The organism is Enterobacter cloacae, assembly GCF_011078175.1.
Taxonomy (GTDB): Bacteria; Pseudomonadota; Gammaproteobacteria; order Enterobacterales; family Enterobacteriaceae; genus Enterobacter; species Enterobacter cloacae_Q.
The window spans coordinates 656,121-680,522 of sequence record NZ_JAALCJ010000001.1 but is presented as its reverse complement, the minus strand read 5'-3'; the positions used below and the strand labels follow the sequence as shown (position 1 = coordinate 680,522).

Genomic DNA, 24,402 nt, shown 5'->3' with positions numbered 1-24,402 from the left:
TACGGAGAGCAATATGACCCCTTTGAAAGAGATTGGCGAGTGCCTGATTGGTGCTGGCGGCCGTGAATACTTCTTCCGCCCATCGTTCCGTAACATGACTCGGATCGGCGAACCAGAACATATCGTCCGCACTTTCTATGCGCTGTTCAATGACGATGTAGCAAAGATGCTTGAAGCGGCGCGCGAAATTCACGGCGCGATACCAGAGCATCAGCGCAGATTTTACGCCCACTATTTCGGTGACGTTTCGCTGCCACGCTGGGCACTTGATGCAGCAGGCTCTGCCGCGTTTGTGCGTGATGCATTACTCTCGGCTATTAACGTCATTCAGTCCTGCTGTGAAGAGGAAGTTTCTGAGCTGACAGGCTGGCATGAGCCTTCACGTACTGGAAGGCGTACGTTTGTATGGCGCCGTGGCGCCCTCCCGCCTGAGAACCTGATTCTGATAGCTCAGTCGCTGATCATGCATGGCGTTATCGGACGAGCCAAGGTTCGTAAGTTGCAGAAGCACGAAAGCAAGGAAACGACGCCGGAGTTTCATGCGACTGAATACATCATGGCGGCGCGAAACCATTTCGGGATCAGCAGGGAAGAGGCTGAAAACCTTACAATGACCGAATTCGCCATGATGCTTAACGCCAAATACCCTGACCAGAAAGGCTTCACCAGGGAAGAGTACGACGCTGTTATGGACGATGACGATCGCCGCTGGCAGGAAATGATTGAGCGCGAAAAATCAGCAAAGAAAGCGGCCTGAGTTAATAATGGATGTACCGTAATCGCCTGACCGGGCGTAATATGGCTCGACAATAAAACTCAGGGGATAAGAGTGAAAAAAAATACTGTTGGCTTTGGTGATTCCACTGGTTCTTGCTGGCTGCAAGCCGGGCGAGGAAAAGGCTATTTCGCTGGCACAATCTGAAGTGTCCGCCAATCTACTGGATCCTGGCAGCGCGCAATTCCGCAACGTGAAAGTTGTGAAGATGACAGATGCCGATGATGGCCGTGTTAACGCAGTTGTTTGCGGGGAAATCAACGGAAAGAACGGTTTCGGTGCCTATGCAGGGTTTCATCCATTCTTCGTTGAGCTGAAAATGAAATCGAAGGGGATGTTCTCAAAAGGTGTCGACTATACCCTTGGTGATCACTTCCTCAGCTCGAAAGATACGCCTCCACCACTGGCCTACACAGAACGATGCCAATAAACGACACGAATAACTAACCCACCAATCGGTGGGTTTTTTTATGCCCGGAGAAAACTGATGTCTGAGAAAGCAGGCGAGATTTATTACGACATCGAGGCCGATGTATCTGGCTTGCTCAAGGCCCAGGGAAAGGCCAATAAGTCGCTCGACTCCATCGGCAACTCGGCGACCAATGCAGCCAAAAAGATGGATGAGTTGCAGACGAACATCAACCGCGTCGCCGGGGCAATTGCCGCCTCACTCGTAGTTGACTGGGGTAAGGCGTTTCTCGTTGCTGCTGACAACATGAGCCAGCTCAACGCGCGTATAGAAAGGCTCACTGGCAGCGCAGCGACAGCATCGCAGACTATGCAAAGTCTGATGCGCATCAGTTCGGCAACGGGTGGTTCGCTACAGGATACAGCGAAGCTGTGGGAGACTCTCAGCACGGCGTTGCGCGATACCGGCGCGACGAACGGTCAGATCATCCAGCTCACAGAAACACTACAGAAAATAGGTCGTATTGGCGGATCCTCGACAGAAGAAATGGCGAATGCTCTTCGTCAGTTCGGCCAGTCAATTTCATCCGGTACGGTTCGGGCGGAGGAGTTCAACTCCATCCTTGAGCAAATGCCTGAACTGGCGCGGCAGATTGCCGCCGGGATGGGCGTAAGTATCGGAGAACTTCGCCAGCTGATGCTGGACGGGAAGCTGACGGCAGAAGATGCTCTCAACGCCATTCAGAAGCAAACCGGCTCAGTGAATGCAGAGTTCGAGAAACTCCCGCGCACGCTTTCACAGGCTAATACCGCGCTGACAAACTCATTCCTGTCGATGATCGATTCAGTTAACCAGGCAACAGGAGCCAGCAATGGCCTGGTTGCGGTTATCGACTCGATGACGGCGGCACTGGACAGACTGGTGGGGAAGGCAATCTCAGCGGATTCGCAAATTTCAGATCTGAACAGCACAGCAGAAATGTTTACCCGCCGGGCCCGCACCTGGTCATGGCTTGGGCTTGATGGCTGGGAGGCGCAAAACAAAGCGCTGGCGGGACTGAGTAATAAAGCCGCTATGCTGGTTGGCGATTTAGCAGCTGTAAGTAAAGCGTCACAGACCGCCGTCAACACCAAGCCGATCGAGATAAAGACCACGGCAACGACCACCGGGAGCAAGTCGAAGGGTGGACCGTCAGTCGCACAGAAAGAGGCGGTTCAGTACGCTAAAGCGCAGGAAACTGTTAACCAAAAACTGGACGAGCTGAGGCAGAAGGCCGAGCTCTCAGCTGGCAGTGTCGGTGAACTGTCCAGAGCTCAGGCCGTGCTTAATGCGCAGCAGTCTCTCGGCAACACAGCCACGCAGGAGCAACTTCTGCTGGCCGGCCAACTGGCAGGTAAAGCTTGGGACAATGCCAACGCATTGCGTGAGCAGGCTAAGGCTGAACGGGAGCGCACAGAGGCAGCCAATAAGTTCAGTACCATCCAGGGTAAAACCAGCAAAACTGCCGGGCTGGATAGCCAGTATCAGAAAGACATTGCTGACATCCAGCTTTACGCGCAGCTTTATCCGCAGAAGATCGGGGAGGCTGAGGCAGCGCGCGCCGCTATCGAGCAGCAGTATCGTGATCAGCGTAACGCTGCGATGTGGGAAGAGTGGGCGCAACAGAACGCGGCCACTCAGGCAGCGGCTGCGGCTTTCGACTCTCTTGGTTCGGTGGCCAGCAATGCGCTGACAGGCATTGTCACCGGAAGTATGTCGGCCAGCGATGCAATGCGCAGCATCGGCATGACCGTCCTGAACAGTGTGGTTAACTCTTTCGTGCAGATGGGCCTCGAGTGGGTTAAGTCGGCGATTATGGGTCAGACCGCTACGACATCAGCTGTGGCAGTTTCGACAGCAGCTCAAACCGCAGGAATTGCTACCACTACGGCAGCAAGTACCGCGGCAGCTGCGACACAAACGGCGGCCTGGACGCCTGCGGCAATGCTGGCGTCTATCAGTACACTCGGTGGAGCAGCTGCCATAGGAATTGGTGCTGTTCTCGGTGCGCTGGCTATGGGGGTTGCTGGTAAGCGTAAGAATGGCGGGCCTGTCTCTGCTGGCGGGATGTATCAGGTCGGCGAAGGCGGCATGCCGGAGATTTACCAGGCCAGCACCGGTAAGCAGTACATGATACCGGGCGACAACGGCAAGGTAATCAGCAATAAGGAGATGAATGCCGGCGGAGGTGGAGGAGTGGTAATCAACATCCAGAACTACACGTCATCCTCGGTCGATGCGCAGGCAGGTACGGATGCTAATGGTGGAGTGACGGTGGATGTAATTGTCGCCGACCTGAACAACGGCGGGCCAATCAGTAACGCCATAACCAGCAACATGAACGTTAAACGCACGCCAAGAGGGCAGGGCTGATGCCAATTATCGACTATCCCGACTGGCTTCCGCTGGCGCAGAAGGCCAGCAAAAACATGACGCTCGATACCGGGTTCCAGACCGATCAGCCAGCGGTCGGGCCGGCTATCTTTGAGAATCAAACTGATGACCTGAAAGTGACCTGGTCACTGACGTGGATCTTCACTCTTGCGCAGGAGCGCGCTTTCCAGCAGTGGCTACGCAGCCCGAACTATCTCAACCGGGGCCTGAACTGGTTCCGGATGAATATCAATCTGGGCGGCAGTGGCCTGCAATTGCAGGAGCTTCACTTTACGCAGATGCCAGTCCAAACCAGTATCGACGGTGGGGTGGTAACCTGGACGGGGACGGTTATTGCGAACCACCTCTACAATGCCGACGACGAGTTCGACGACATCATTGTTGAGCTGCCGCCGCCTTGGGATTCGCGGCTGGATATCGTTGTAACGGGTTATCCGGACAACAGAGACCCAGAATCACTGCCGAGGGTGCCGTAATGCCGAGCTTCAGGGAGTACAAGCAGCAGCGCCCCACGCGCGGACTGTACGACACCATTACGTTCTACCACCCATCCTTTGGTTACGTTCGTCTTGTCGACAAGCAGTTCTTCCCGAAGACGCTTGGTGGCCAAACGTTCACGCCAGCGCGCTTTGAAATCGAAGAGAGTCAGCAGAGCGGTACGCCGGTGATCGACGCGACGGTGAAGTTAGGGCGGCTGTCGTCGGATATCAAAGCGCTGATGAAACAGTGGAAGGGTGCGGCCAGGCTGACTGCCATCACGGCCACGCGGCAGATCTTCGACAGCGGGGATGTGTCGGTGCCGATTAAGTCGTGGCAGCTTTACGTCAAGACGGTGGATATCGACGCTGATTCCGCATCGGTCACTCTCTCCGTCACCAACCCTCTGAACAACAACATTGGTCGCCTTTATGATCCAGTCGAATACACGGGACTTCAGTACCTCTGATTTTATCAGCAGGATGATCGGCGTGTCGTGGGCTAACCGGGCCTGTTCGTTCGAAAAGGTGGATTGCTGGGGGCTGGTAGTGCTGTATTACCGGCATGTTCTCGGCATTGAACTGCACCAGACTCCGGACTACGAAGCCGGGGCAGATTTCTTTACCTGCTATCAGGGAGACGTCGTTTTCTGGCGCCGGTTCGATAAGCCAGTCGAGGGCGGGATATTCGTCGGGTATCGCGGTGCGCAACCGGCACACGTTGGGCTGGTGCTTAACAGGCAGGCGCTGCACTCTCGCGGCGAGAATGGAAGCGTGCGCATGGACTCGTTACTGGTCATTCAGAGGGCATTTACAAAGGTGGAGTTTTTCGAATATGGCGCTGGTTGAGATATCGAATTTTCCAGGAACGCCTAAGTTGCGTTGCAGGGTGCCAAACGGCACCCTTTTTTATGACTGGCTGGCGTCCAATGACGCTACTTTCCACCACGACCTGCTGATCGTCCGCAATGGAGTGAAGCTGTGCGATGACGATGAGCTGGCGTTTGAGCTGAGCGAACTGGACCATATCCGGATTTTCGACCAGCCAAAGGGCATTGTCGGCGACATCCTGAGCCCGATATTTAAAGTGGTGGGCCAGGTGTTTTCGTTCCTGGCGCCGAAGCCCGCTATAGCAAACAACGGCGGTAATACCGTAGATTCGCCCAACAATAGCCTGACCGGTCAGACAAACACCGCGCGCGTCTACAAAGCCAAGCCGGATATCTACGGCCAAATCCGTTCGTTCCCGGATCTGATTCAGGAATCGGTATTTGAATACGTTCACCAGACTTCCACAGACGGCGGCCTGAAGTACGTCACTGAATGGATGTGTATCGGGATCGGCAAATACGATTACGAGTCCGTGCGCTACTCAGAATCCAGCTTGGGCTCTCTGGCTGGTGCCGAGTTCCAGTTTTTCCAGCCTGGCGAAGTAATCCCGCAGATCGTCGAGGGATACGGGTTCGATGACGTTGACGGCCAGGAGGTTCCCGGGCAGAACGAAGCCAGCGACTTCCCGATCGAAACAGCAACGGCAAACACGGTGGTCAGCGGAACGTATTCCGGCGGCCAGATAGCGATGAAAATCGTGAAACAAGCCGAGTTCGACTATTTCATGGGCCTGGTTCTGCCGCATGCTGTAACCTTCACCATCAATGTGACGTATAGCACGGCCTCCGGCAACGTGACTACCGATGCGACATTCTCCGGCACGCTGATCTCCGCCGTTGAAACAAACGACGGCGCGGTTGTTAACCCGGTGCGCTGGTACACGTTTACGATGAACCAGCTGGAGGGGCCGCAGGACATTCCGGCTAACGCCACGATCAACACTACGAAGTTTATCCTGAACGATAACGAGGCGCTGGTAGTGGGGCCGTTCTTCTCCCCGGTCGAGTCAACGCAGCTGTGGCTGCATACCCAGTCCAGCCTCGGCGGGAAGAAAGAGACCAACTGGAAGGTTGTCATCTGGAAAATCGACGACGACTACAACCAGGTGCCGGGAACGCAGCAGACGTTTACGTACCGGCAGACGACGCCGCACCAGTCGACGAGCGAGGTGTTTTATCGCACTGACAAGATCACTCCGACCGGCGGGTTCGGGAAATACGCGGTCAGCTTCCAGCGCACGGATAACTCCGGTGACGCGTCACTGCTCAAGGTCGAAGAGATCCACAGCATCAACATCAGGACAAACGTCGTTCACCCGACGGACACGCTGGTGCGGGTGAAGGTGAGGGCGACGGAGAACGCGCTGGGCAGCCGTGAGCGGAAATATAACGCGCTGGTGACGCGCCATACCATCACATACGACCTGGACACGCAGGCGGTGGATTACACGCTGCGTCCGTCGCGCTCGTTCGCTGATGCGGTGGCGCATACCTGGCTCATTATGGGCGAGCAGCCGGTAAGCAGCATTGACCTGTACGGGCTGTATTCGATTGCCGAAAGCCTGCTTGACGAGCGTCTGGGTTACTTCGACTACACATTTGACGATGAGAATGACTCTCTCGGTGACCGCGTGCAAGCGATATGCAATGCGGCTTCAGTGGTGGCTTACTGGGATGACGGCGTGCTGACGTTCACCAGGGATCAGAAAGTGGATTACCCGGCGGCGGTATTCAACCGTGCGAACATGAAGACGGACGAGTACAAAATGACGTACGAGGCCACTCTTCCTGGCGGTTATGACGGCGTGCAGGTGTCCTACGTGCATCCAACCACGAACAACAAGACTTACATCAATTACCGCGTACTGAACGGAGCCATCGTCGAACAGGAAGCGGAAAACCCGAACAAGCTGGAGATAGTCGGCTTCCGTAACGAGTATCAGGCCCGGGAGCGCGCATTACGCGAAACCAAACGCCTGATCTACTCGCGCGTGAAGATGAACGCCAAAGTGTTTGAGGACGGCATTATCCAGGTTGGAAGCGTCATTCAGATGCCTGACATCTACGACAGCAACCAGCAACAGGGTTATATCACAGGCCGCGCCGGGAATAACTTCGATACCAGCGAGCCGATCGCGTTTACCGGTTCAATGTACGTGCTGGTGACCGACAGCATGGGTAGTCCGACGCAGCGCTATCCGGCCACGGCCCGGAGCGACACGAAGTATGGTTTCACCGCGGCTATACCCGACATTCAGCTCAATATCTGGAACGGAGACACTGTGCAGCTCCCGTCGCGCTATCTCATTGCGACAGTGGAGGAACTGGACAGTCAGCTATGGACGGTCAACAGCATCAAACCGAACACAGATAATACGGTTTCACTGACGGTCGCGGAGTACAGCGACGCCATCTACCAATAAGACCGTCTCCGACCAACCGAACCCGGCCACCGTGCCGGGTTTTTTTATGGAATCAATATGGTTACGACACCAACAAACCTGCCTGTTCCAAGCGAATCACCGCGCGATCTGAAGTTTAATGCGGGGAAAATTGACGAGTTCGTTACGTCATTTTCACAGTGGTACATCGACCGCTTCGGGATTCAGCACTATACGATTGAAGGACTGAAGCAGCTTGTGCTTCAGCAGATCTACAATCTTGGCTGGAACCTGAAAGGTACATTCCAGGGCGGTGGAACCGTGTCCGCAGCTGGAGATCTGCTACAGGATACCGTTTCTTTAATTTGGTACCGTTGGGATGACCTTGCTACCCTACCGAAAACTGTTCCTTCCGGGTCAACCCCTTCATCTTCTGGCGGAACCGGACCTGGCAAATGGCAACCTGTAGATGTTGCTGATGTGCTGAGGAAAGACCTGGCTGCTGCTGATGGATTCAAACTGATAGGCCGCTGCGCGACGGTAACTGCTCTGCGCCTGGTAGAACCTACCGTCAATAAACAGATGATCAGTCTGGTCGAGTACACTGCCGGCACTGGGTATGGTGGCGGGATTTTGTGGTACGACAACACAGACGCGACCAGCGCCGATAATGGTGTTGATGTGTTTGTTACTGCTGGCGGCAAGCGCTGGAAGCGCCTATCTTCTCGCGTTACGCTACTTGATGCTGGCGGGGTACCAGGAACAGACAGCAGCGTTGCTTTGCAGCGGCTGGTTGATGCCAAAAAAGGGAAACTGGTTGTCATTCCTGAAGGCGAATTCATCGTCGCCGGGGTAATGCTCAATAACAGCGCCTATAACAATACTCGCTTCCAGTGCGAGGGTATATTGAAGTTAAAGCAACGAGCTTCTACTTCAGAAAACAATGCCGGAATGCCAGCTTACATGGGCATCTTATTGAGAGATGTTTTCGATGTTACAGGGCATCTCAGATTCGATGGGCAGAGAACTGTTCAGCCAGATGAGGAGCACATTTATTGTGTCGGCATAGCAGGTGGTGGTGGTCATGACTTTACCGTTGACATAAAAGAAATTAAAGGTGATGGTTTTTATATATCACAGTCTGACTGGCTGGCTAATAGCACCATCACAGATGGCATCCGAATCAGCGGTACTATTTCTAACACTGCGATCGATGGGCGAAACGCAATCTCAGTTATCAGCTGTAAAAACTTCAATATTGATGTATCCATTAAAAATGTTGGTGGTGTAGTTGGCGGTGTTCAGCAGCCTGGTGGAATTGATTTGGAACCGAATTCCGACTATCAGATTGTTGAAAATGGTAACATTAATGTAGTTGCAGATAATAGCGCATTTGGAATATGCATATTTGGTAAGTCATATAATGTCAATAATGTTAAAGTCAAGGCAATCCTTAGCACTAACTGCAAGCCGTATCTTACACGTTTTAAAAATTGCGAAATTAATATCCAAAATAAAGATGGAGGTGTAGCTGCTGAAGTTGATACATGTATGGATAGCAAGATTAAAGTTCGACACCATAATTGCAACTCTGGTGCTATTTACGGCTTTAACGGGCAAGTAGTTGGATGTGAAATTGAGACAATCGGGACGCAGTGGAAGGATTCAGTTGCAGGACATTACGACATTCAATCATGTGTATTCAAAGTTTCAGCTTATGATTGTCTGGGCACAGGCACCGGATTCGCCTGGATAATAGGTATTCCTAATGGAAAAACATCAGCGTACATACCTGCATATAATCGTTACAGCATTGACTGCCCAAGGCAGACCAACGTAGTGTATGCAATTCGTAACGTAAGCAATCTTGTATTAACCCGGTGTATTCTATGTAACAGTAATCTTGGCGGATGGAACAACTGGGGAGAGGCAGTACTTGGTCAGGTGGCGAACGTCATTGAAAGTACAATATGTAATACTCTCAGCAGCTCAAACGCTATGCCAGGTTCTGGCTATTATCCTCAGGGAGTTATCGTTAAAGCAAACTCTAATACGGTTACCTCAGGGCAGGTGCTCTATGGATGGCTGAGACTAACAACAGGCAATAGTCACATTTTAGATACAGACTGGAAAGCCGTGAAATTGTTGTGGTGAAACAGGCCCCGTCAGGGGCCTGTTTTGTTATTTGCATTTCTTGTCGAAATCAACAATTGCAATATCTTTAACGATATGTAGATCAAATAATCTCTCATTTCGAGTAAAGCTGGAAGTACACATCTCGCTCAATGCATTTTTCACCGTATCTTTATCAGGCACCCTTGGAAGGTACAAGCCTTCAAAGTTGAATCTATTGTAAGGCCACGACCAATTGTAAAAATAATTTGGTATATTGAACTTGAAAATCGGGAAGTTATTTTCTGAATTCAGCAGAACCGGCGATTTCGCATGTGATCCATTGAAAGCAATATAGTTATAATCTATTCCTCTTAAGCTATGCTTTATATCATTAATAATAACAGAGCTATATTCGGACTGAGCTTTGGATGCAGCGCCAAATGCATAGATATACACTGTAAAATAAGTGAGTGGAATTAGCAGTAAAAGGATTAAATATTTTGCTTGAGTGTTTTTAGTTAATACGTAAACACAATAAAAGACAAGCAGGTTTATTCCACTAAACCCTACGTATAACCGTGAAAAATAAGGTACGGCACTCTCAAGAGGTAGCAGGGAGCCCATCGTGGAAATCAAAGAAATAAAAGGTAGTGAAACTAATGCTAGGTATGTGAATATTAATGAAACACTTTTCTGAGTCCCCTTTTTTTTCTTTGCAAGCTTGATGCAACAAAGCAATATTAAGCATGTAACTGCTAAGAAATAAATTGCCGCCATACCATGAAAGAAAAATCTATCAACGAAGTTATAATATGCAGTGAGATTGTTGACAGCATTACTAAACAAGCCACCTCCATCTATTCCTGGATGGCTGGAATTGTGTGACCCTGAAAATGTATTCGGTAGGATAATTTTCAAGTATAAGAATGCTGATAAAGCAAGGGCCAAAATTCTGGATGCAGCAAGCATTAACGCATATTTATGCTCATTCCTATGCTCAATAGTGTGCATAAACTGTATTATGCTGCAAAAAATGTAAAGATTTATAGATGGCTGGTAGGTGCAAAAAACCAAAATTACAGTGGCTAATGATAATAAAAAGTCTAATTTATAGTCATTCTTATTTGCACTGATCAGTAGAAGTGGTGCGCATAATGAAACACACATCGGCAGCACATCAAATCTATAAGACAGTATCTCTGGTAGTGATGGCGTCAACACATATCCAAGAGGAACGATAAAATAAATACCTCCGGAGGCTATGTATTTCTTATGAAACATATAAAGTGCTAAGGCTATCAATGAGCATGACAAAATCAGAGGTAAAGGGAAAATGTCAATTAATCTATGATTAAAAGATAGCAACTGCATTAACCAGTCTGAAACTGGTCTGCCATCAACCCCCCACCTAGTATAACCTTTTGTTGCCCTCCCCATGTCGTCAATATAATATTGAGAAGACAAAAATATTGGAAGAGAAAGAAATAATATAGCGATTAAGTAATCTTTATATTTTATTGTTTTCATTTTCCAATCCCAGCCTTTGATTTTAGTATGTAACGTGGTCGATTTTTAACTTCTATATAAATCCTGCCAATGTACTCACCAAGAACACCAATCCCTATAAGCTGAATGCCGCCAAGGAAAAGAATTGAAACGAGAAGAGATGGGTAACCTCGCACAGCATTGCCAAAGGCGAGGGTGTCTATAATCATCCACGCACCGTAGAGGAACGCCACGCCAGCAACCAGTAAACCTATGTAGGTCCACATGCGGAGAGGGAAGGTTGAAAAGCTCGTAATCCCCTCGAGAGCCAGGTTCCACAGTTTCCAGCCGTTGAATTTCGTGCTTCCGGCTACACGTTCTGCGCGGGCATATTCAACAACATCAGTGCGGCCACCAACCCAGCTCAGCACACCTTTCATGAACAGGTTTCGCTCCGGCATGAGTTTGATGTTTTCCACTACCTCGCGAGACATCAGGCGGAAATCGCCAACGTTTTCCTCGATCTTTGGATTGCTGATTTTGTTGTGTAGCTTATAGAACCATTCAGCGGTCTTGCGCTTCAGTCTGCCATCTGTAGAGCGATCAGAGCGTTTGGCCAGCACCATATCAGCCCCGGCCTGCCACTTTTCAATAAGGTGAGGAATAACCTCGATAGGATCCTGCAAGTCTACGTCAATTGGGATAATCGCTTCACCGGTGGCGTGATCAAGCCCAGCGAACAGGGCTGGCTCTTTACCAAAATTACGGGTGAATGAAAGAGGAACTACAAGCGGATCGGCAACAGCAAGCGCGCTGATAATTGATTCTGTCGCGTCTTTGCTGCCGTCGTTTATGAACACTATCTCGACTTCGTGCTGCTGAAGCCCTTCAAATTCCCGAACTGTTTTATAAAAAATCGGTATCGCGTCTTCTTCGTTAAAGACGGGAACGACTAGAGAAATTTTCATTTCGCATCCCTAAAGACAATGAACTTAGAATAAATAAAACCGCACACCAGACTGATGGAGGAGAAAAGAATGAGAGTCACGATTGGAGCCATTCCGGATTTATCGGCAGCCCAACCAACAGCTGCGCTAAGCGAGCCCATGAATCCAACGTAGAGCATGTAGCGCATCGTTGTTGTCGAGGACTTAAAGGTGAATCTAGCGTTTGCAAAGAAACTGAATGACACTGCCACGACGAATCCGGCGAAGTTACCAAGCGCCTGACCTGTGTGAAACCCGTATATGCAGATAGCAAACACAACCCAGTGAATGAGCGTGTTAATGACGCCGATTGATGTGTACTTAGCAAAGAGCTTTAACATTATATAAATCAGTCAATTCAGAAAGGTCTGAAGTTTAGCACCACTGTGAAACTTGATCGACCCTCATATTTGACGATACTGTATATACATACAGTTATTTTGTGAGGTGATTATGCCACGCACAGCAGACATTCATGCCGCTTTTATAGCGGCAATAGAGGTTAACCCAAAAGGGTACCGCTATCTACGAACAGACAGCTTCATCAAAAAGCTGCGGGGGTTAAACTGGCACTTCAGCCGTGCAGAAGCAAACTCATGGATAGAACGCTACCAGTCCGACTTTGCAGATAAGACAACTGATGGCAGTGATAATAGATACTGGATCCTGCGTAACATGGGGAGGGTGCACTGATGGGATTTGCCTCGCCAGCTGCTGATTATGTTGAGCGTCAACTGTCCCCAGCAATCCTGTGCAACATCGGGGCGGATAGTAGGGTGCTCGAAACTGATATGGGGTTCGCGATAATCGAACCTGTTGTTAAGAAGACGCCGGGCAATGTATTACTGATTCTGTGCGACGGTCATACGCAGTTTGCCAAACTGATGGGTAAGGCGTTAATCACGGACGATGGCGAGGCGATAGAGGGCCCGGCACTGGAAGAGGTGGAGGTAATGGGGCGGGTGACGTTCTTCATCAACCGTGCGAGGGATGACGACGACTGCCCGGTGATGTGATGGGGCATGGGTGGGGCACAAAACAGCACTCGATCTAAGGTGAACTTAGACGACTGACGTTTTCGACGACTATAACCATCTGTTATTTGGTGCGCTCTTGGACGATCTTTGTCGATTATGAAAATTGTATGCTCATGTGATGGGCATGCAGGTGTAATCATTACCCATCTTACGCTGGCAGCCTGAGGGCTTTAATGCCACAATATTTTTTTCTTCGCATGCAGGAAAGATGATGAAAAAAGTAGCAATTGTGGCTGCGATGCTGACCTTAGCGGGATGTGTTCAGGTTGATAACTATCAGGAAGTGATTAAGCACCCTGTCCCTTCGCAACTGGCAGGTTACTGGCAGTCGAAAGGGCCGCAGAGCGCGATGGTGAGCCCGGAAGCGATCGCCACGCTGGTGGTGACGCCGGAGGGGGATACGCTGGATTGCCGTCAGTGGCAGCGCGTTATCGCGGTGCCGGGTAAGATCATGCTGCGTTCAGATGATTATTATAACGTGACCCGTAAGCTGGATGTCTATCCGCTGGAGCGTGATGGGGCGGCGCTGGAGTATGACGGTATGGAGCTGTACAAGGTTGACCGTCCAACGGTGGAATGCGCCGATTACCTGAGCAAGAATCCGCTGGAGAGTAAGCTTCCGTAACTTTTAACCCGAAGCAAAAAACTTGTTTGAGAACGACTGAAGGCTTTCAGCGATGCTCTGGTCCGGCTGTAAATCGCTGAGGCGTTTCCTGTAGGCCGGGGCGAGGCGCAGGGATGCGCCGAGAGGGCGGGCTTTACAGGGATGTTACCTCCGCCCGTCCCCGATAAGCCGGAAGGAATAAGCCGAAGGCACCGCGAAGCGGCGATTTTCCGCCGGAAGCCCGGGTCGCCAGGGTGGTGGCGACTGAGCCACCCTGGCACGTTCACCGGTTATGTTGTGACAGAGTAGCAAGGAACATAAAGTGAACGGAATGACCACCAGAGCCGTATGTTCCCCCTCACCCCAGCCCTCTCCCTCAAGGAAGAGGGGGCCGTCTGTGCAGACATTATTTTGTGAGGATGGCGTACGCTTCGGGAGCGGGTCCGCAGACCGCACTGTTCCAGCACTACAGCGCGTCCTCAATCACCCACACGCTAACGCTCCCCCCGTTACAGAAGAACGTCCCTTCGCCATCCGCTGCCGTGGTCACGGTTTCTTCACGGTTGCCTAAAAAATCACGCCAGGTTTTATTGCCGTAATTCTCTCCGAGGCAGATCGTCTTCTCGCCGTTATCCCCATTCGACAGCACCACCACACAGCCTGGATGATCCTCAGTCCCGCTGCGGCTGAACGCAATACAGTTTGGATGATCGAAAAAGAGGGTCTGCACGCCGTGGGCAAAACGCTGCCGGGCGAGGATCAGCTCGTGGAGCTGTTCAATCACCGGCATATCAATGTGATACGTTTCGCCATCTCCTCCGGTGTCGTCATAGCTGGCGCCAAAAAGATCCGGGTAGAACACGCTCGGCACGCCGTTTTCACGCAGCAGGATGAGCGCGTAGGCCAGCGGTTTGAACCAGGCTTCTACCGGGGCTTCCAGCGCCTGCAAGGGTTGGGTGTCGTGGTTGGCAACCAGCGTCACCGCATGGAACGGATCGGCTTCCACCAGCGTACCGGTGAAAATCTGGCTCATATCGTAGTCGCGTCCCTGGCGTGACGCTTCGTGAAATTTCATTTGCAGCGGCGCATCAAACAGCATGGTTTTGCCGTCCACCTGATTGATGTAGTGCTGCAATTTATCCACTTCGTGAGACCAGTATTCCGCCACGATAAACAGCGGTTGCGGGGCCACCTCCTGGACGTGCTCAATCCACTCTTTATAGAACCAGGCCGGGATGTGTTTTACCGCGTCCAGGCGGAAGCCGTCGCAGTGGGTTTGCTCCATCACCCAGCGCGCCCAGTATTTGATCTCCTCCGTCACCGCGTGGTTGCGAAAATCAATATTTTCACCCATCAGGTAATCGAAATTGCCCATCTCATCGTCGACCTGATCGTTCCAGCCTTCCCCGGTGTAGTCGTTCACGATTTTGAAGATACCGTCCTCATTAGGGTTTTCAATGTGGTCGATACCGCTGAAGCATTTGTAATCCCAGACAAACTGCGAATACTGCCCGGCCCGAACGGGGAAGGTGTAGCGCGTCCAGGCTTCACATTCGATGATCTCATCGCTGATTTGGGTGCGATCCTGCGCATCCACGCGCTGCACGCGGACGGGTTCCTTTTCATCGGCCCCCATTTTGTGGTTGACCACCACGTCCAGAAGCACCGCAATCTGGTTGCTTTTTAAGGCGTTAACGGCCTCCAGCAGCTGGGCTTTATCGCCGTATTTGGTGGCAACGCTGCCTTTCTGGTCAAACTCACCGAGGTCGAAAAGGTCATAAGAGTCATACCCGACGGAATAGCCGCCGGACGCGCCTTTGTACGCCGGCGGTAGCCAGACCATATTAATGCCGATTTCGTTCAGGTTGGGGGCTAATGCCGTGACTTCTCGCCACAGTTCACCGCCGGTGGGGTAGTACCAGTGAAAGCATTGTAAAAGTGTTGGGTTGCGCATGCACCATCTCCATGAGGTCGCGAAACTCAAGTATGGAGCAGGTTTGGCAGAAATGCCTGGCGAACGAAACGGTTAACGCTCGCACGCCAGTTAAATGGCTAATTGATATCGCTATTACTTTGCGGAACCAGTACATGACCGCCCTGGTTACCGTAGGTGGAGAGCACGGTTTTCTGGATGGAAGATTGCCCAACCAGCTTCGCCAGCTCATCCATTCTGGCTTGTAGCAACGTTTTCACCTGACTTTCGTTGTCCAGGATCACCCGCAGCGTCGGGCGAAGCTGCTCCTGAATCTGCGTCGAAGGTTCACTTTCCTGAGTGAGACGAGCCAGTGAGTGCACCGCATTAACATAGTCGGTTTCACAGATGATCAGATCATCCCATAGTCCCTGCCGGGCCAGTCGCAACATCAACTGGCTCTGCTCAAGGAGTTGCTGATAAAGGGCATAAAGTTGCGGTGCGTTACTCATTAGACGGCGTCCTGCATCAGTTGTGGCGTACCGGCAACCTCCTTCCACCCGTCAGCGATATTGCGCAGCAAGGTTTCCACCTCTTCGATGGCGCTGGCGTCGTTATTCACGTTGGCGTGCAGGAGGCGACGTACCATATAGGCATATAGTGCAATCAGGTTTTGCGTAAGCTCATCCCCGTTATTTTCCACCAGGCCAACCTTCAGCCCGTTTTCGATAATGTTGATGGCTTTTGAGAGCGCCAGCCCTTTTGCCGGAATATTACCGTCTGCCAGGAACAGACGCGCGCGTACCAGTGCGCTGAGGGCCCCGTCAAATAGCATGATAACCAGCTGCTGCTGGCTGGCGCTCATCACCGCGCTTTCAACTTCTATCTTTGCGTAGGCTTGCGTGCCTTTTGCGCCGTACATGTTATCCCCCTCGGGTCTGATTAGCGTTTACTACTTGTTGCTGGACGTATTTTCAAACTGCTGCGTCAGGTAGCTGCTGGTGTTGTTCAGCGAGGTCATCAGTACGTCCAGCTGGGTAAACTGGGCTTTGTACTGTGCCACTCTCGCGTCAATACGTTCACTCACTGAGTTGTATTGATCCGTCAGCTTGTTCAGCGTTTTGCTGACGCCATCTTTGGCCGCCTGGATAATCCCTTTGCTGGAAAGCCAGTCAGTCAGATGGGTGGCCATGGTGGTGGTGATCCCGGTGGTTTTACCGTCACCCACAACCAAATCTTTCACCGCAGACGGGTTCTCTGTCAGCGTTTTTTTCAGCTTGTCGCTGTCCAGCTCCAGCTTGCCCGTGCTTGGATCGGAGGTAATGCCCACCTGAGTCAGCGTTTTATAGGCGGTTCCGCCGACGGTGCTGCTCAGCATGGTTTTCAGCTGCGTCTGGATAGTACGCAGCGTGTTGTCCCCGAGCAGGGCGCCGTTGCTGGAATCCTGCGCATCCTTACCCGGATCGACAGCGGTGTATTTTGTCAGTGACGCGAAGCTGTCTTGCAGGGTATTGTAGGCATCCACCCAGGCTTTCATCGCCGTTTCCGCTTTTGACGTATCTTTAGTAATCGTCAGCGTCTGGTTACCGGTGGTGACGTCGTTCAGGTTCAGGGTGATATCTTCCAGCGCATCGCTGATGGTGTTGCTGCTGTTTTCGATATCAACGTTATTCACCTTCAGCTTTGCGTTCTGCGCGGTGACGCTTTCCGTCATGCCGTTGCTGGCGTCGGTGCTGGTGCCGTTGTAACCCATAAAGGATTGCAGGGCGCTGTCGCCGCTCACGCTGATGCTGACCGCGTTATCCGCCCCGGTTTCGGTGGAGGTGATGGACAGACGATACTGACCGTTACCGACGTTAATAATACTGGCGGTCACGCCCGCATCAGCTTTGTTAATCGCATCGCGAATGCCGTTCAGCGAGGAGTTTGCCGCGCTGATATCGACGGTCACCGGATCTTTTCCGTTACCGGCGGTAAACGTGATCTTGCTGTCAGCCGTGGCAATTGCGGTTTTGGCGTCTGCCTGGGTGTTTTTTGTGGTCAGCGTCTGCGCCTGCGCCAGCTGTGACACGCTGATGGTATATTTACCTGCAATCGCGCTGCCGGTGGTGGTGGCGCTGAATGCCGTGGTGCTGCTTGCCGTGCTGGTCGCCGTAAACAGGTCGGCTTTATTCAGCGCGGTGTTGGCAGTCTGAAAGGCTTCCAGTGAACTCTTCAACGTGCCGTAAGCGCTCAGCTTGGCGGTATAAGATGACTGTTGTTTGGAAATCGGCGTCAGCTGCTCTTTTTCGGCCTTAGTCAGACTATCCAGAATGTCTGCTAACTGAAGACCCGAGCCAATCCCCAATGATGAAATACTTGCCATATTTATTCCTTAATCTATCGACACGTAGAACGAATAGTGGGGTTATCGGCCTTAATGGGGGAAAGTTTACGGTTAATTTCTTTTTTTTAATGGCGGGAATAACGGTAATAGAGAAGAGCTTTTCCGTGGCTAAAAAAATTAACGCGATCCTGAAAAAAAATCTAAAGGTTGTTTTGGACCAGACGATAACACCTTTGACGGCGATGAAGCCGAAGGGTGGAAACCCAAATCTAACCAAACAGATTTGATGAACAACAGGAATCGAAATCATGGCACAGTACATTAATACCAACAGCCTCTCGCTGATCACTCAGAACAACATCAACAAGAACCAGTCCGCTCTGTCTTCTTCTATCGAGCGTCTGTCTTCTGGTCTGCGTATCAACAGCGCGAAAGATGACGCTGCGGGCCAGGCGATTGCTAACCGCTTCACCTCTAACATCAAAGGCCTGACTCAGGCTGCACGTAATGCTAACGACGGTATCTCTGTTGCTCAGACTACGGAAGGCGCACTGTCTGAAATCAACAACAACTTACAGCGTATTCGTGAGCTGACCGTTCAGTCTCAGACTGGTACTAACTCCGATTCCGACCTGGCTTCAATCCAGGACGAAATCAAATCCCGTCTGTCTGAGATCGACCGTGTATCTGGCCAGACTCAGTTCAACGGCGTGAACGTACTGGCTAAAGACGGTAAAATGAACATCCAGGTCGGCGCGAATGATGGCGAAACCATCACCATCGACCTGAAGAAAATTGATTCAAAAACTCTTGGCCTGGATAGCTTCAACGTTAATGGTCCTAAAGATGCAAAAGGAACCTTGGGTACAGCTGCTAACACAGACTTTACCTCTTACTACGGTTCTACCACCAGCGTCACCAAAGCGACTGTAGAAGAAAAAAGCGCTAACGACTTAGCGACCCGTCTTGGTGTGGCGAATGGCAGCGTTGCGTTAACAGCTGACGAAGTTTACAAAGATGACAATGGTAATCTGTTTGCAAAAGTAACGATTACTCCTGCAAGTGCTGCGGAAGTTAACAACCTGAAAGCAAACGGTTTTGAAAGCGAATCAGGAAAGGCTAAAGAGTATTTCATCGCTCTGGATCCTCAGTCAGCAGATACTAAGACTGCCGCTGACACAGCAGCGTTCACTATCGATACTTCTAGCCTGAGCCTGAAAAACCTGACTACCGGTTCTTCTTCTAACCCACTGGCTAAACTGGACGAAGCGATCGCGTCTGTTGACCAGTTCCGTTCTTCACTGGGTGCGGTACAGAACCGTCTGAGCTCTGCGGTTACCAACCTGAACAACACCACCACCAACCTGTCTGAAGCGCAGTCCCGTATTCAGGACGCCGACTATGCGACCGAAGTGTCCAATATGTCTAAAGCGCAGATCGTTCAGCAGGCCGGTAACTCCGTGCTGTCCAAAGCTAACCAGGTTCCTCAGCAGGTTCTGTCTCTGCTGCAAGGCTAATCACCTGATTACGCTTAAACCCCGCTTCGGCGGGGTTTTTTCTGTCCGCATTCACGCGTAACCCCCCAAATAACCCCTCATTTCACCCACTATTCACCCGATTAAAACCCCTCCAGAATCGGATAATCATGCCGATAACTCAACTAACGCAGGGCTGTTTATCGTGAATTCACTCTATACCGCTGAAGGTGTAATGGATAAACACTCGCTGTGGCAGCGTTATGTTCCGCTGGTGCGTCACGAAGCATTGCGCCTCCAGGTGCGTTTGCCGGCGAGCGTGGAACTGGACGATCTGCTACAGGCGGGCGGTATCGGGTTATTGAATGCAGTTGACCGGTACGACGCTCTGCAAGGAACGGCATTTACGACTTACGCAGTGCAGCGTATTCGTGGTGCGATGCTGGACGAGCTGCGCAGCCGCGACTGGGTGCCGCGCAGCGTTCGCCGCAACGCGCGCGAAGTGGCGCATGCGATGGGGCAGCTGGAACAGGAGCTGGGGCGCAACGCGACGGAAACCGAAGTGGCGGAACGTCTGGGCATTCCTGTTGAAGAGTATCGCCAGATGTTGCTCGATACCAATAACAGCCAACTCTTCTCTTATGATGAGTGGCGCGAAGAGCATGGCGATAGCATCGAGCTGGTGACGGATGAGCATCAGCAAGAAAACCCGTTACACCACTTACTGGAAGGGAATTTGCGCCAGCGCGTGATGGAAGCCATTGAAGCTTTACCGGAACGTGAGCAGCTGGTGTTAACCCTCTATTACCAGGAGGAGCTCAATCTCAAAGAGATTGGCGCCGTACTGGAGGTGGGCGAGTCACGGGTGAGCCAGCTGCACAGCCAGGCCATTAAACGCCTGCGCACCAAACTGGGTAAGTTATAGGTGAGTGATTCGCCTTGGTAATGCCGCACAACGTATTGACAACCAGGAGTTATCATGACGGTGCAGCAATCTAAAAGACGGCCTTTAAGCCGCTACCTGAAAGACTTTAAACACAGCCAGACGCATTGCGCCCACTGTAAAAAATTACTCGACCGCATCACGCTGGTCCGACGCGGTGAAATCGTGAATAAGATTGCGATTTCCCGCCTCGACACGCTGATGGATGAAGCCGCCTGGCTTGAAGAGCAAAAAGAGTGGGTAGCGCTTTGCCGTTTCTGTGGCGATCTCCACTGCAAAGAGCAAAGCGACTTCTTCGATATTATCGGCTTCAAGCAATTCCTGTTTGAACAAGCGGAGATGAGTCATGGCACCGTTCGCGAGTACGTCGTTCGCCTGCGCCGCCTTGGCCAACATCTGGCCGTAAACAACATTTCCCGCGATCTGCTGAAAACCGGTTATCTGGATGAAAATCTGGAGCCGTGGCTGCCTGCAACCAGCACCAACAACTACCGCATTGCGCTGCGCAAATATGCGCAATATAAGGTGCAAATGCCGGGTGCAGTGAATCAGAAAGACCACGTCGGAACAACTTCTGATATATATTAAAAAAGAATAACATGTAGCGCAGTCGCCTTTAACGTTGCAGGCGATTTCTCTACACTACGTAAAAATTCCACTGTATCGGGGTATTTATGAAATTAGCACTTCTGGGTCGTCAGGCATTGATGGGTGTTATGGCCGTTGCGCTGGTTGCGGGGATGAGCGTAAAAACGTTCGCCGCAGAAAACCTGCTGAACAAAGTCAAAGAGCGCGGCACGCTGCTGGTCGGGCTGGAAGGAACCTATCCTCCGTTCAGCTTCCAGGGCGACGACGGTAAACTGACCGGTTTTGAAGTGGAATTCGCTGAAGAGCTGGCGAAACACCTCGGCGTTAAAGCCTCCCTGAAACCAACCAAATGGGACGGTATGCTGGCGTCGCTGGACTCCAAACGTATTGACGTGGTGATTAACCAGGTAACCATTTCCGACGAGCGTAAGAAGAAGTATGACTTCTCCACGCCGTACACCGTGTCCGGTATTCAGGCGCTGGTGAAGAAAGGTAACGAAGGCAGCATCAAATCCGCAGCGGATCTGAAAGGTAAGAAAGTCGGCGTCGGTCTGGGGACCAACTACGAAGAGTGGCTGCGCCAGAACGTGCAGGGCGTGGACATCCGTACCTATGATGATGACCCGACGAAATACCAGGATCTGCGCGTAGGCCGTATTGACGCCATTCTGGTCGACCGCCTGGCAGCGCTGGATCTGGTGAAGAAAACCAACAATACCCTGGCTGTCGCGGGCGATGCGTTCTCCCGTCAGGAATCCGGCGTGGCGGTGCGCAAAGGTAACGAAGATCTGCTTAAAGCCATTGACGGTGCCATTGCTGAGATGCAAAAAGACGGCAGCCTGAAGGCGCTTTCTGAGAAGTGGTTCGGCGCAGACGTGACGAAATAAGTCTCTGACTGACAAAAAAAGGCGCTTTTAAAAGCGCCTTTTTTATTTCTCGCGCGTCTGCGTGCATAATGAAATAACAATTGTTTGCGTGACCGGAGGAACCATGTCACTACAGAATTTAACGCGCTTTCCTCGTCTGGAATTTATCGGCGCACCCACGCCGCTGGAGTACCTGCCGCGATTCTCTGACTATCTGGGGCGCGATATTTTCATTAAGCGTGACGATGTGACGCCCATGGCGATGGGTGGAAATAAGCTGCGCAAGCTGGAATTCCTCGCCGCTGATGCTCTGCGCGAGGGGGCGGACACGCTGATCACCGCCGGGGCAATTCAGTCTAACCACGTTCGCCAGACGGCGGCCGTGGCGGCAAAGCTGGGTCTCCACTGCGTAGCCCTGCTCGAGAACCCGATCGGGACGCAGGCAGAGAATTACCTGACTAACGGTAACCGTCTGCTGCTGGATCTGTTCAACGTGCAGGTTGAAACGGTCGACGCCTTGACCGACCCGGCTGCTCAGCTTGACGAGCTGGCGACGCGTCTGGAGGCGCAGGGTTTTCGTCCGTATGTGATCCCGGTTGGCGGCTCGAATGCGCTGGGTGCCCTCGGGTATGTTGAGAGTGCGCTGGAAATCGCTCAGCAGTGCGACGGCGCGGTAGGTTTATCCTCGGTGGTGGTGGCGTCCGGCAGTGCGGGTACCCATGCCGGTTTAGCGGTCGGGCTTGAGCAGCTGATGCCGGACGTCGAGCTGATTGGCGTGACGGTTTCCAGAAGCGTTGCGGACCAGAAACCGAAAGTCGTCACGCTGCAACAGGCGGTGGCTGAACAGCTTGCGCTTCAGGCGAAGGCGGAAATACTGCTGTGGGATGACTATTTCGCACCGGGCTATGGCACCCCCAATGATGAAGGGATGGAGGCCGTTAAGCTGCTGGCCCGTCTCGAAGGTATTCTGCTTGACCCGGTCTATACCGGCAAGGCAATGGCGGGCCTTATCGACGGCATCGCCCGCAAGCGCTTTAAGGATGAAGGACCCATTTTGTTTGTTCATACTGGCGGGGCGCCTGCGCTGTTTGCCTATCATCCTCATGTCTAAAATCAGGTAGAAAAATAATAATGCAAGAAAGTATTCAACTGGTTATTGATTCGCTGCCGTTCTTGCTAAAGGGCGCGGTGTTTACTTTACAGCTCAGTATCGGCGGGATGTTCTTCGGGCTGGTGCTCGGGTTTGTGCTGGCACTGATGCGCATGTCGAGCATCTGGCCAGTGCGGTGGCTGGCGCGGTTTTACATCTCCGTATTCCGCGGAACGCCGCTTATCGCCCAGCTGTTTATGATTTACTACGGGCTGCCACAGTTCGGTATCGAACTGGATCCGATCCCGGCGGCGATGATTGGCCTGTCGCTGAATACGGCGGCGTACACCTCTGAAACGCTGCGTGCGGCGATCTCGTCCATCGATAAAGGGCAGTGGGAAGCCGCGGCCAGTATCGGGATGACCCCGTGGCAGACGCTGCGTCGTGCGATCCTGCCCCAGGCGGCGCGCGTGGCGCTGCCGCCGCTGAGCAACAGCTTTATCAGCCTGGTGAAAGACACCTCGCTTGCGGCGACCATTCAGGTGCCGGAGCTGTTCCGTCAGGCGCAGCTGATCACCTCGCGCACGCTGGAAGTGTTTACCATGTATCTGGCGGCCTCGCTGATTTACTGGGTGATGGCGACGGTGCTGTCCGCTCTGCAAAACTATTTTGAAAACCAGCTTAACCGCCAGGAGCGTGATCCAAAATGAGTGCAATTGACGTCAAAAACCTGGTGAAAAAATTCCACGGGCAAACGGTGCTGCATGGCATTGATCTTGAGGTTGAGCAGGGCGAAGTGGTGGCAATTATCGGCCCGAGCGGCTCAGGCAAAACCACGCTGCTGCGCAGCATCAATTTACTGGAGCAGCCCGAAGGCGGGACGATCCGCGTGGGTGACATCACCATTGATACCGGGAAACCCATGAGCCAGCAAAAAGGGCTGATTCGCCGCCTGCGCCAGCATGTCGGCTTCGTGTTTCAGAGCTTTAATCTCTTTCCGCACCGCACTGTGCTGGAAAACATTATCGAAGGCCCGGTTATCGTCAAGGGTGAATCTAAGGAAGACGCGACGGTCCGCGCCCGCGAGCTGCTGACGAAGGTTGGCCTGGCCGGGAAGGAAACGAGCTATCCGCGTCGCTTATCGGGCGGGCAACAGCAGCGTGTCGCCATTGCGCGCGCGCTGGCGATGCGCCCGGATGTGATCCTGTTTGACGAACCCACATCCGCGCTCGATCCTGAGCTGGTCGGGGAAGTGCTGAACACTATCCGACAGCTGGCGCAGGAGAAACGTACGATGGTGATTGTGACGCATGAAATGAGCTTCGCTCGCGATGTTGCCGATCGGGCTATTTTTATGGATCAGGGGCGGATAGTTGAGCAAGGGCCGGCTAAAGCGCTTTTTGCTGATCCGCAGCAGGCCCGAACCCGTCAGTTCCTTGAAAAATTCTTAATGCAGTAGCATTTTCACGTCCAATTTGCTCCAGATGCCGCTTCTGGGGCAAATTATCTTCCCTTAAACACAGTTTTGTTGCTTTTTTATTCCGCCCGATGTGGATAAGCCATCGCCAAATTAAAGATAATCTGCCTGGGGCCGATATTTTATATAAATAA

General features: G+C 52.1%; 25 protein-coding genes. 18 read left to right on the top strand and 7 right to left on the bottom strand.

Going from position 1 to position 24,402, the window contains the following annotated elements:
* The first annotated feature begins 13 nt into the window (after positions 1–13).
* The 8 genes from G6Q29_RS03280 (at position 14) to G6Q29_RS03245 (ending at position 9,518) form a co-directional block, all read left to right on the top strand.
* Complete coding sequence (locus G6Q29_RS03280; protein ID WP_165464500.1) at positions 14–757, top strand: DUF6246 family protein; 744 nt, start codon at positions 14–16, stop codon at positions 755–757.
* A 97-nt stretch (positions 758–854) separates the two neighbouring features.
* Positions 855–1,205: a hypothetical protein gene (locus tag G6Q29_RS03275; protein WP_242637195.1), complete on the top strand. Its 351-nt coding sequence runs from the start codon at positions 855–857 to the stop codon at positions 1,203–1,205.
* A 57-nt stretch (positions 1,206–1,262) separates the two neighbouring features.
* Positions 1,263–3,596: a tape measure protein gene (locus G6Q29_RS03270; RefSeq protein ID WP_165464499.1), complete on the top strand. Its 2,334-nt coding sequence runs from the start codon at positions 1,263–1,265 to the stop codon at positions 3,594–3,596.
* Positions 3,596–4,093: a hypothetical protein gene (locus G6Q29_RS03265; protein ID WP_165464498.1), complete on the top strand. Its 498-nt coding sequence runs from the start codon at positions 3,596–3,598 to the stop codon at positions 4,091–4,093. Before G6Q29_RS03270 ends, G6Q29_RS03265 begins: the two co-directional genes overlap by 1 nt.
* The gene (locus G6Q29_RS03260; RefSeq protein WP_165464497.1) at positions 4,093–4,563 is read left to right on the top strand and encodes a hypothetical protein; all 471 of its coding nucleotides are present in this window, start codon (positions 4,093–4,095) and stop codon (positions 4,561–4,563) included. Before G6Q29_RS03265 ends, G6Q29_RS03260 begins: the two co-directional genes overlap by 1 nt.
* Positions 4,564–4,576: 13 nt before the next feature.
* Positions 4,577–4,942, top strand: coding sequence for an NlpC/P60 family protein (locus tag G6Q29_RS03255; RefSeq protein ID WP_165464642.1), 366 nt, complete (start codon positions 4,577–4,579; stop codon positions 4,940–4,942).
* The gene (locus tag G6Q29_RS03250) at positions 4,929–7,406 is read left to right on the top strand and encodes a host specificity factor TipJ family phage tail protein (protein WP_165464496.1); all 2,478 of its coding nucleotides are present in this window, start codon (positions 4,929–4,931) and stop codon (positions 7,404–7,406) included. Before G6Q29_RS03255 ends, G6Q29_RS03250 begins: the two co-directional genes overlap by 14 nt.
* Before the next feature lie 57 nt (positions 7,407–7,463).
* On the top strand, positions 7,464–9,518 hold the full coding sequence (locus G6Q29_RS03245) for a hypothetical protein (RefSeq protein WP_165464495.1): 2,055 nt from the start codon (positions 7,464–7,466) through the stop codon (positions 9,516–9,518).
* A gap of 27 nt (positions 9,519–9,545) precedes the next feature.
* Here G6Q29_RS03245 and G6Q29_RS03240 read toward each other — a convergent pair whose 3' ends face one another.
* Genes G6Q29_RS03240 through G6Q29_RS03230 form a run of 3 tightly spaced genes read right to left on the bottom strand, consistent with a single transcriptional unit; the run spans position 9,546 to position 12,291 of the window.
* A complete protein-coding gene (locus G6Q29_RS03240) occupies positions 9,546–11,006 on the bottom strand; it encodes a glucosyltransferase domain-containing protein (RefSeq protein WP_165464494.1) in 1,461 nt (486 codons plus the stop codon).
* Positions 11,003–11,932, bottom strand: coding sequence for a glycosyltransferase family 2 protein (locus G6Q29_RS03235; protein WP_165464493.1), 930 nt, complete (start codon positions 11,930–11,932; stop codon positions 11,003–11,005). The genes G6Q29_RS03240 and G6Q29_RS03235 overlap by 4 nt, the downstream gene beginning before the upstream one ends.
* Positions 11,929–12,291, bottom strand: a complete 363-nt coding sequence (locus tag G6Q29_RS03230; RefSeq protein WP_165464492.1) for a GtrA family protein — start codon at positions 12,289–12,291, stop codon at positions 11,929–11,931. Before G6Q29_RS03230 ends, G6Q29_RS03235 begins: the two co-directional genes overlap by 4 nt.
* Positions 12,292–12,403: 112 nt before the next feature.
* Between G6Q29_RS03230 and G6Q29_RS21660 the strand changes: the two genes are divergently transcribed.
* From G6Q29_RS21660 to yedD, 3 genes are all read left to right on the top strand, one after another.
* A complete protein-coding gene (locus G6Q29_RS21660; RefSeq protein ID WP_242637187.1) occupies positions 12,404–12,643 on the top strand; it encodes a hypothetical protein in 240 nt (79 codons plus the stop codon).
* A complete protein-coding gene (locus G6Q29_RS03225; protein WP_165464491.1) occupies positions 12,643–12,966 on the top strand; it encodes a hypothetical protein in 324 nt (107 codons plus the stop codon). The genes G6Q29_RS21660 and G6Q29_RS03225 overlap by 1 nt, the downstream gene beginning before the upstream one ends.
* Before the next feature lie 232 nt (positions 12,967–13,198).
* Positions 13,199–13,612 (top strand): lipoprotein YedD, encoded by a 414-nt coding sequence (gene yedD / locus G6Q29_RS03220; protein WP_003859613.1) that lies wholly within the window; start codon positions 13,199–13,201, stop codon positions 13,610–13,612.
* A 445-nt stretch (positions 13,613–14,057) separates the two neighbouring features.
* Here yedD and amyA read toward each other — a convergent pair whose 3' ends face one another.
* From amyA to fliD, 4 genes are all read right to left on the bottom strand, one after another.
* Positions 14,058–15,545, bottom strand: a complete 1,488-nt coding sequence (gene amyA, locus G6Q29_RS03215; protein ID WP_165464490.1) for an alpha-amylase — start codon at positions 15,543–15,545, stop codon at positions 14,058–14,060.
* 98 nt (positions 15,546–15,643) lie between these two features.
* Complete coding sequence (fliT, locus tag G6Q29_RS03210) at positions 15,644–16,015, bottom strand: flagella biosynthesis regulatory protein FliT (protein WP_165464489.1); 372 nt, start codon at positions 16,013–16,015, stop codon at positions 15,644–15,646.
* The gene (gene fliS / locus G6Q29_RS03205) at positions 16,015–16,425 is read right to left on the bottom strand and encodes a flagellar export chaperone FliS (protein ID WP_047063139.1); all 411 of its coding nucleotides are present in this window, start codon (positions 16,423–16,425) and stop codon (positions 16,015–16,017) included. The genes fliT and fliS overlap by 1 nt, the downstream gene beginning before the upstream one ends.
* Positions 16,426–16,455: 30 nt before the next feature.
* Positions 16,456–17,868, bottom strand: coding sequence for a flagellar filament capping protein FliD (fliD, locus tag G6Q29_RS03200; RefSeq protein ID WP_165464488.1), 1,413 nt, complete (start codon positions 17,866–17,868; stop codon positions 16,456–16,458).
* A gap of 269 nt (positions 17,869–18,137) precedes the next feature.
* Here fliD and G6Q29_RS03195 point away from each other — a divergent pair, with 269 nt between their 5' ends.
* The 7 genes from G6Q29_RS03195 to tcyN all read left to right on the top strand — a co-directional run bounded on the left by G6Q29_RS03195 (position 18,138) and on the right by tcyN (position 24,250).
* A complete protein-coding gene (locus G6Q29_RS03195; protein ID WP_165464487.1) occupies positions 18,138–19,346 on the top strand; it encodes a FliC/FljB family flagellin in 1,209 nt (402 codons plus the stop codon).
* A gap of 163 nt (positions 19,347–19,509) precedes the next feature.
* Positions 19,510–20,229: an RNA polymerase sigma factor FliA gene (locus G6Q29_RS03190; protein WP_003859623.1), complete on the top strand. Its 720-nt coding sequence runs from the start codon at positions 19,510–19,512 to the stop codon at positions 20,227–20,229.
* Positions 20,230–20,283: 54 nt separating this feature from the next.
* Positions 20,284–20,835 carry a flagella biosynthesis regulatory protein FliZ gene (gene fliZ, locus G6Q29_RS03185; RefSeq protein ID WP_165464486.1) on the top strand — a complete coding sequence of 184 codons (552 nt, stop codon included), beginning with the start codon at positions 20,284–20,286 and terminating at the stop codon, positions 20,833–20,835.
* Positions 20,836–20,921: 86 nt separating this feature from the next.
* Positions 20,922–21,722: a cystine ABC transporter substrate-binding protein gene (tcyJ, locus tag G6Q29_RS03180; protein ID WP_165464485.1), complete on the top strand. Its 801-nt coding sequence runs from the start codon at positions 20,922–20,924 to the stop codon at positions 21,720–21,722.
* 103 nt (positions 21,723–21,825) lie between these two features.
* Positions 21,826–22,812 carry a D-cysteine desulfhydrase gene (dcyD, locus tag G6Q29_RS03175; RefSeq protein WP_165464484.1) on the top strand — a complete coding sequence of 329 codons (987 nt, stop codon included), beginning with the start codon at positions 21,826–21,828 and terminating at the stop codon, positions 22,810–22,812.
* A 20-nt stretch (positions 22,813–22,832) separates the two neighbouring features.
* A complete protein-coding gene (gene tcyL, locus G6Q29_RS03170; protein ID WP_165464483.1) occupies positions 22,833–23,501 on the top strand; it encodes a cystine ABC transporter permease in 669 nt (222 codons plus the stop codon).
* On the top strand, positions 23,498–24,250 hold the full coding sequence (gene tcyN / locus G6Q29_RS03165) for an L-cystine ABC transporter ATP-binding protein TcyN (RefSeq protein ID WP_165464482.1): 753 nt from the start codon (positions 23,498–23,500) through the stop codon (positions 24,248–24,250). Before tcyL ends, tcyN begins: the two co-directional genes overlap by 4 nt.
* Positions 24,251–24,402: the final 152 nt, after the last annotated feature.

Coding starts and splice junctions, on each gene's coding strand:
- G6Q29_RS03280 (WP_165464500.1), top strand. CDS start 14: ATGACCCCTTTGAAAGAGATTGGCGAGTGCCTGATTGGTGCTGGCGGC.
- G6Q29_RS03270 (WP_165464499.1), top strand. CDS start 1,263: ATGTCTGAGAAAGCAGGCGAGATTTATTACGACATCGAGGCCGATGTA.
- G6Q29_RS03265 (WP_165464498.1), top strand. CDS start 3,596: ATGCCAATTATCGACTATCCCGACTGGCTTCCGCTGGCGCAGAAGGCC.
- G6Q29_RS03260 (WP_165464497.1), top strand. CDS start 4,093: ATGCCGAGCTTCAGGGAGTACAAGCAGCAGCGCCCCACGCGCGGACTG.
- G6Q29_RS03255 (WP_165464642.1), top strand. CDS start 4,577: ATGATCGGCGTGTCGTGGGCTAACCGGGCCTGTTCGTTCGAAAAGGTG.
- G6Q29_RS03250 (WP_165464496.1), top strand. CDS start 4,929: ATGGCGCTGGTTGAGATATCGAATTTTCCAGGAACGCCTAAGTTGCGT.
- G6Q29_RS03245 (WP_165464495.1), top strand. CDS start 7,464: ATGGTTACGACACCAACAAACCTGCCTGTTCCAAGCGAATCACCGCGC.
- G6Q29_RS03240 (WP_165464494.1), bottom strand. CDS start 11,006: ATGAAAACAATAAAATATAAAGATTACTTAATCGCTATATTATTTCTT.
- G6Q29_RS03235 (WP_165464493.1), bottom strand. CDS start 11,932: ATGAAAATTTCTCTAGTCGTTCCCGTCTTTAACGAAGAAGACGCGATA.
- G6Q29_RS03230 (WP_165464492.1), bottom strand. CDS start 12,291: ATGTTAAAGCTCTTTGCTAAGTACACATCAATCGGCGTCATTAACACG.
- G6Q29_RS21660 (WP_242637187.1), top strand. CDS start 12,404: ATGCCACGCACAGCAGACATTCATGCCGCTTTTATAGCGGCAATAGAG.
- G6Q29_RS03225 (WP_165464491.1), top strand. CDS start 12,643: ATGGGATTTGCCTCGCCAGCTGCTGATTATGTTGAGCGTCAACTGTCC.
- yedD (WP_003859613.1), top strand. CDS start 13,199: ATGAAAAAAGTAGCAATTGTGGCTGCGATGCTGACCTTAGCGGGATGT.
- amyA (WP_165464490.1), bottom strand. CDS start 15,545: ATGCGCAACCCAACACTTTTACAATGCTTTCACTGGTACTACCCCACC.
- fliT (WP_165464489.1), bottom strand. CDS start 16,015: ATGAGTAACGCACCGCAACTTTATGCCCTTTATCAGCAACTCCTTGAG.
- fliS (WP_047063139.1), bottom strand. CDS start 16,425: ATGTACGGCGCAAAAGGCACGCAAGCCTACGCAAAGATAGAAGTTGAA.
- fliD (WP_165464488.1), bottom strand. CDS start 17,868: ATGGCAAGTATTTCATCATTGGGGATTGGCTCGGGTCTTCAGTTAGCA.
- G6Q29_RS03195 (WP_165464487.1), top strand. CDS start 18,138: ATGGCACAGTACATTAATACCAACAGCCTCTCGCTGATCACTCAGAAC.
- fliZ (WP_165464486.1), top strand. CDS start 20,284: ATGACGGTGCAGCAATCTAAAAGACGGCCTTTAAGCCGCTACCTGAAA.
- tcyJ (WP_165464485.1), top strand. CDS start 20,922: ATGAAATTAGCACTTCTGGGTCGTCAGGCATTGATGGGTGTTATGGCC.
- dcyD (WP_165464484.1), top strand. CDS start 21,826: ATGTCACTACAGAATTTAACGCGCTTTCCTCGTCTGGAATTTATCGGC.
- tcyL (WP_165464483.1), top strand. CDS start 22,833: ATGCAAGAAAGTATTCAACTGGTTATTGATTCGCTGCCGTTCTTGCTA.
- tcyN (WP_165464482.1), top strand. CDS start 23,498: ATGAGTGCAATTGACGTCAAAAACCTGGTGAAAAAATTCCACGGGCAA.